This window comes from Vibrio sp. Vb0937, from assembly GCF_033338855.1.
On record NZ_JAWOTK010000055.1, the window covers coordinates 1 to 4,975 of the forward strand.

Consider the following 4,975-nt stretch of genomic DNA (forward strand, 5'->3'; position numbering starts at 1 on the left):
TGTGTGAAGATGGATAGCTAAAGTTTCCAATCAAGTATTATTTATTATTGACTTGATAACTTTTTTTTCTTACCACTTTGAGATACATAAACAATTTCGACTTTTTCTGTATCATTCTCTAAACCCATTGCTCTATTTTTCCTACGTAACACCCGAGCAAGCATTTTTACAGCTGCGCTACGAGATCGATCTTTGTCATTGTGGTAATCAAATTCATCTCGCTTACTCATCAAAATTTGTCTCATGCTGCCTTACCTCCCGAGTCTCGGTATAGCTTCATAGAATGTAAATATAGTTCAAGCTCTATGCGATCTGCTACTTCATCAAGTACTTTTTCACATGCTCGACACTCATTAATATCATACGGTGTGCATAAAAATTGTCCATAAACTGCGATGGTAAAAATGTAAACATATTCAATATCATTTACCGCAATGCGAACTGGCTTGCAAAAAATTGTACCTATTCCAGTCTTTCCTGAACGATTTGAAGCAAAAAACACACCTTCTTTGCTTCCTTTGCGTATATCAGGGATGAAAAGGCTATCGCCATTTTCAAAACAATACTTTGCCGTAGAGTCTTTTTCCATCAACTCTTTTGCCCTCGTATGTTGCTTTTGGGCATCACATTTGAACTCATACCACCAAGTATTTGCTTCGGGGTTTCCCTGAATAATTGTCACACCAATGTTTTTCTGATCTACTCCAAAGCCATCCACTAAAAACCTGCGAGTTCCATCTAGTAAATGCTCTAATTGATCACGAGGCTGAGTGATCTTTTTGAATGCATCTTCCTTGGGTTTCAGTGTCTTAGCCTTTTGATAAAAGCGGTCTCTTTTTTTCTTAACGAGACCATTGAATAGCAATAGTAGAGACTCTAGGAGTGTTTCATACTTCTTTGCTACGCTTCCCTTAAAAGACTCTGAAATCCCCTTTAAAAACAATATAATAAAAGTAAATCCGGCCAGTATGCTGAACAATACCTCATGTATGCTCTTATAATTTGCAACCCAGAACCAGTCATCTCCCCATATATCAAGAGTACCGTAGTAAAGAGCAACCAGAGGTGGGACTATAACACTTAAGAAAGTTGAACTAATCAGGTCGATTACTCTGTTACTAACAAAAACATGGTAAAAAATTTTTCGAAACAAAATTGAGCACTCCGAGCGCATTATTTATTGTTGGCCATATACAGTTGATAGACTATTAAATAACATCTTTGGCTTTGATTCAATTTGTTACATATACAATGCGAATAGGTTTACCTTCCTATTCGCATATGAATTATTTTACCGACATGTCTTCTACCAACTCTGCAACATTAGCACTTACCTCTCGCAACCTACTAGAAGCAAGGTGGGCATAACGAGTCGAGGTTTGGGGAGACTGGTGGCCCAACAAATGCTGAACATCATAGAGCGTCGCATTTCCGCTGTTGATCAGGATCGAGGCAAAGCTATGCCTGAGGTCATGAATACGAAAATTATCGGTTATACTAGCGGCGGCTTTAATCCGAGCAAATGCCTTCTTCGGATGAGCGATAGGTCTACCGGGTGCATCTCCGGCAAAGATATAGGGGTTCTTCGGTTGTTGAAATCGTCGTTGATCATTTATGACTTCCTTAGCTAGATGGTTGAGCAGGACTGTTCTAGACAGCCCCGACTTAGTATGAGGTAGAAATAAGCTCCAATTTCCGTCGTCGTCGACGGTAAGACATTCCCATTTTGAGCTGATAATTTCACCTATGCGCATCCCTGTTAGTAGCGCAAATTTCAATGCATTGGCTTGGGTGCAATTCGGTTCTTCGTTACATGCCTTGATGAAGGCTGACACTTCTGAACGTGACAGGAATCTCTGTCTTACGTTGTTTTCCTTAAGTTTCCTGATGTACTGACCGGGATTAGAATCGACATAGCCCCATTCCATTGCGAGTCTGAACATACGAAGAATTAAGGAGCGTAGACGGTTCACCGTTGCAGGTTTCCTACCTTCTAGTAAGCCATCCAACAATTTCTGAATGTCCTGCTGACCGATATCAGTGAGAGGTTTCTTACCCCATTTCGGATAGAAATGGAGCTTGAGACTACCTGCATCACTTTTGGCGGTGAGCTTATTCATCATTGCATACGGTAAGTAATGCAGCTCAGAGAACTCCTGGAACGTAAGGACGTTGCGCTTTTCGTCTCGAATGGCCTTAGGGTCATTACCTAGAGCAATTTCCCGTTTATGGTCATTGGCAATCTGACGAGCAGTGTTGATGTCTAGCGCTGGATACTCACCTAGCTGGATAGATTTCTTAGTTCCGTGGAGGGTATATCTGAACAAGAAACGCTTCCTCCCTTGGCGGTTAATTATCAGCTTAAGCCCGCTACACAACTCGTCAGTGTATTCCGTTTCCTTACTTTTGCTCGACGGCGGCGTCGGTGGTAGTGAGTCTAGTTGGCGCTTATTGAATTTGAATTTTCGGGATTGCATCACTGCCTCCTTAGTCATTCTCGATGGAGAAGTATTGGCGTAATTCGGTGAGTAGCGTCTTAGGTAGCAGTATGTAGATACCCTTACCAGAGTCCTCGACAATGCTCAGGGTCAGCACTGCTCCGTAGTCCAGTTCGTCTTCGAATTCGGTATAGGTCAGTACATGTTTCAGTAATTCGATATCGTCGACGACGACGGCAGAGAGTTCGGATTTTGATGTGAGGAACCAGAGTTCACATTGCAGTTCATCCCATGTTTGTTGGGTTTCCGCATCATCGTGAAATGGTTCAGTGAGTATGGATTTGATTTGTTCTTGTAAGGTTATGGTGATTGGTAAGGTTGAAATTTGTTGAAGATTAGTTAGCTTAATCATAATTAACTCCATGATTATCAGTATCATAGTGTTAATATGTGTTTAATTTACAACCTAGTTCGGTAAGCTTTTTTCGTGTACTTTAATTCTGGTACACGACTTTCCTTTATCCTCAAAAATTCGTGAAAGACATGAAAGAAATATTTATAGACGAGTATGTTAGCGAGACAATTTATAATCATGGCAATGAGTATTACCTCGCTGCGCAGACTCTTTGTGGTAGTGGTATACCTCATACAGCTCCTGTTGCCACGTGTTACGCATTTTCTATTGAGTTATTTATAAAGAGTTTAAGTGCCACCAAGAAGATGACACACATAGTCAGCATGTCTTATAAGCTTACTGACGAAACCTTGCTAAAGCCCAAGGGACCGGGTGCCGGACATAACTTGTTAGCATTGTTTGAGTGCTTACATGCAGATACGCAAAAGGGTATCGTAGAAGCATATGAGGTGCACCGAATTAGAGGGGGAGATTTTGTTTCTGATTTAAAAAGAAATAGTACAGTTTTTTCCGATTGGCGTTACCAATATGAGGGTAAGACAAATGTTCTAGAAACTACGACGTTGTCTAGCATTGCGGCAGTACTACGTAAATACGTGCGCACAAGGCTTAAAGAGCAGTATGGATTAACTTAAACTCCCGGTTATAAGGAGTTGCCACTCCCAAATTAGTCCCGTCTTATTATCGGCAGAACTAAGTCGTGCTATCGTAGTTGAATTTGTTAGTTCTATGAATCGGTTACCATGTACTTATAGTGTTTATTACTGGGCTAATCGCCTAGATAAAATCTGTTATCATGGTTAGGCTGCCTATCAACATATGAACGTTCAGTACTAGGAGAATTAGCCTTGAAGATATTTGTTTGCAGTAGAACTGATGATGCAGAGAGTGCTACCAGTGTTTTGGACTCTCTACTGACGGCTTCAGAGGACTCTATAGCGATCATTCGAGAAACTGAACATTCTGACAATTGGAAAGATAAAGTTGAAAAACACTTTAAGGAAGTTGATTTTGTCATTTTTCTAATCGGGAAAGATACTTTTAAAAGTGATCCGATGAAGTGGGAATACGCCAAAGCTAAGAGCCTAAATAAACAGATTATTGGTATAAAACTCCATAATGCCAGCGAAGATTCCGTTCTCTTTTGTCAAGGCTTCCCAGTATTTAGAGAGACCAGTAACTGTTGGAAATACTTAGAAAAAACTTACGAAGAAGATCGTCAACTTCTTCTAGAACAATACAAAATCATGGTTGGTTCTACAGAAAAAGTAACCGATCAAAGAATGAGGGTTAACAACTTATTTTTTACCGTAACATCTTCTATTCTTTCTCTCTCTCTTGTTGTAGGTAAAGCTCTCGAATTTTCAGTTATAGGCGCTTTAGGCATGTTAATGCTGGCTTCTATGGCCTTCATGGTCACATTTCTTTGGGAAAAGCTTGTGCGTTCATATGGCAAGTTGAACACAGGGAAGTTTGCGGTCATAGACCAGATCGAGAAGCAACTCAGAACAAATATGTTTGAAAATGAATGGAACATTTTACAAAAGCAAGTTGGTTATACCTCTAATACCGAAACAGAAGCGACTGTTGTTAGTCGATTTAGAGTGTTTGTATCCGTCGTTATTGCATTAGAAGTTATATATGTGATTTCTAAAGTAGATTGGAAAGTCACAGTCTCCTATATTGAACAATTAATATGCAAATAATAGAAGTGAGACAAGTCCTATGCCAAAAAGAATTTTTACTAGCTTTGCTATCGAAGATGAACGCATGAGGGATCTTTTTGTCGGCCAAGCTAAAGCCGAAAGGGTTCCTTACGAATTAGTAGATATGTCAGTGAAACAGCCATGGAGCAGTTCTTGGAAAACTCAATGTCGAGCGAGAATTAAAGGTTGTGATGGGGTAGTAGTTCTGATTACTAAACATCTGAAAAATGCTGACGGCGCTCTTTGGGAAATTAAATGCGCTAAAGAAGAAAATATCCCCTTGATTGGGGTATATATCGGAGATGCAACTACGAATGATGCACCTTTAGAGTTAAATGGTGTAAGAAAAATATCTTGGACGTGGTCTGGTATTAAAACATTTGTAGATGCATTGTAATAACCGTTCCTCCATACCC

The 4,975-nt window shown here is 40.0% G+C and carries 7 protein-coding genes; 3 read left to right on the top strand and 4 right to left on the bottom strand.

Features of this window, described 5'->3' with window-relative positions; all coding sequences use genetic code 11:
* Positions 1-44: 44 nt before the first annotated feature.
* The 4 genes from R7P67_RS22865 to R7P67_RS22880 form a co-directional block, all read right to left on the bottom strand.
* Positions 45-245: a hypothetical protein gene (locus tag R7P67_RS22865; RefSeq protein ID WP_318086093.1), complete on the bottom strand. Its 201-nt coding sequence runs from the start codon at positions 243-245 to the stop codon at positions 45-47.
* Positions 242-1,153 (bottom strand): hypothetical protein, encoded by a 912-nt coding sequence (locus R7P67_RS22870; RefSeq protein WP_065788353.1) that lies wholly within the window; start codon positions 1,151-1,153, stop codon positions 242-244. The genes R7P67_RS22865 and R7P67_RS22870 overlap by 4 nt, the downstream gene beginning before the upstream one ends.
* Positions 1,154-1,286: 133 nt before the next feature.
* Positions 1,287-2,477, bottom strand: a complete 1,191-nt coding sequence (locus R7P67_RS22875; RefSeq protein ID WP_318086094.1) for a site-specific integrase — start codon at positions 2,475-2,477, stop codon at positions 1,287-1,289.
* Positions 2,478-2,487: 10 nt separating this feature from the next.
* Positions 2,488-2,850 carry a hypothetical protein gene (locus tag R7P67_RS22880; RefSeq protein ID WP_318086095.1) on the bottom strand — a complete coding sequence of 121 codons (363 nt, stop codon included), beginning with the start codon at positions 2,848-2,850 and terminating at the stop codon, positions 2,488-2,490.
* A gap of 131 nt (positions 2,851-2,981) precedes the next feature.
* Between R7P67_RS22880 and R7P67_RS22885 the strand changes: the two genes are divergently transcribed.
* The 3 genes from R7P67_RS22885 (at position 2,982) to R7P67_RS22895 (ending at position 4,956) form a co-directional block, all read left to right on the top strand.
* A complete protein-coding gene (locus tag R7P67_RS22885) occupies positions 2,982-3,488 on the top strand; it encodes a hypothetical protein (RefSeq protein WP_318086096.1) in 507 nt (168 codons plus the stop codon).
* Positions 3,489-3,701: 213 nt separating this feature from the next.
* Positions 3,702-4,559, top strand: coding sequence for a TIR domain-containing protein (locus R7P67_RS22890; RefSeq protein ID WP_053807542.1), 858 nt, complete (start codon positions 3,702-3,704; stop codon positions 4,557-4,559).
* Between the two features lie 19 nt (positions 4,560-4,578).
* The gene (locus R7P67_RS22895) at positions 4,579-4,956 is read left to right on the top strand and encodes a TIR domain-containing protein (protein WP_253657772.1); all 378 of its coding nucleotides are present in this window, start codon (positions 4,579-4,581) and stop codon (positions 4,954-4,956) included.
* Positions 4,957-4,975 lie beyond the last annotated feature (19 nt).